2 protein-coding genes are annotated in these 1,334 nt (G+C 53.1%); both read right to left on the reverse strand.

The window, feature by feature from the left end; genetic code table 11:
• A partial coding sequence (locus ACFSCZ_RS17695) for an amino acid ABC transporter ATP-binding protein (RefSeq protein ID WP_380775833.1) occupies positions 1-699 on the reverse strand: 699 nt, incomplete at its 3' end.
• Positions 699-1,334: ectoine/hydroxyectoine ABC transporter permease subunit EhuD (gene ehuD / locus ACFSCZ_RS17700; RefSeq protein ID WP_380775835.1), on the reverse strand; the 636-nt coding region annotated here is incomplete at its 5' end. The genes ehuD and ACFSCZ_RS17695, both read right to left, overlap by 1 nt.

A 1,334-nucleotide genomic window follows, 5' to 3' on the forward strand; every position in this document is an offset into this window, starting at 1 on the left:
CTCACGGGCAAAATCCATTTCATGTGTTACCAAAATCATCGTCATATTGCTCGTATGGGCGATGTCCTTGATGACATTAAGCACTTCCCCGACCAGCTCGGGGTCCAGAGCGGAGGTCACTTCGTCAAACAGCATCACTTTCGGCTGCATGACAAGTGCCCTGGCAATCGCCACGCGCTGCTGCTGCCCGCCCGAGAGCTGGAGCGGATATTTGTTCACATGGTCTTTGAGCCCCACTTTTTCCAGCATTTCCAGGGCCCGCTCCTTTGCTTCCTGCTTTGGCATGCCCAATACATGAATAGGCGCTTCTGTCACATTCTTTAATATAGTCATATGCGGGAACAGGTTGTACTGTTGAAACACCATGCCGATTTTTCCGCGGACTTTGCGCAAATGTTTCTCTCCGGCAGGGACGAGCTCTCCCTTGACCTCTTCATGCCAAAGCGGCTCTCCTTCGACTTCAATGATGCCGGATGTCGGCTGTTCCAGTGTCATGAGCATACGGATAATGGTCGTTTTCCCGGATCCGCTCGGGCCGATGATCGTAATTTTTTCCCCTGGCTTCACGTCCAGATCCAGCCCCTTAAGGACCTCCACTTCACCGAACGACTTTCGGATATCCCTGTAGCGGACAATCGGCTGAGCGGCAGTTGCTTCCGGAGAGGCATGTTCTTCCGGGATCCTATCTTGTATCGCCATCACAGGCTCACTCCTTTACTCGTTTGTTGTTTTCCTTTTCCGTGTTTCACTCTTTTTTCCACATACTGTACAAGAAGAGATGATGGATAGCTCAACAGCAGGAACAGCAGCCCGACGATGGTGATCGGCTCCAGGTAGCGCCATGTTTCCGATCCGATAATTTTGGCCGTCTGCAGCATTTCCACAACAAGGATGGCGGACAAAAGCGGCGTTTCCTTGAACAGCACGATCAGATAGTTTCCGAGCATCGGAATGACCGGCGGGATCGCCTGCGGCAAAATGACCTTCACCCAGGTCTGAGCCCGTGAGAAGTTCAGCGCTGTGCTCGCCTCCCACTGGCTTTTCGGGATCGACTCAATCCCCGAACGGTAAATTTCCGACACGTACGTGCTGTAGTGAATGCCCAGCCCCAGCGCCCCTGTCATAAACGGACTCATGGAAAAGCCGATATACGGAATTTCCGGCAGTGCGTAAAACAGGAAAAACAGCTGGACCAAAGGCGGCGTACTTCGTACAAACTCGATAAAGCCGACTGTCAGCCACTTAAGCGGCTTCAAGCGGGTCCGGCGAAGAAGCGTCAGCACCAGCCCAAAGATCAGAGCAATCACATAGGCTGCCACTGTGGCGCCCAGCGT

This window comes from Siminovitchia sediminis (genome assembly GCF_042680885.1).
Taxonomy (GTDB): domain Bacteria; phylum Bacillota; class Bacilli; order Bacillales; family Bacillaceae_C; genus Siminovitchia; species Siminovitchia sediminis.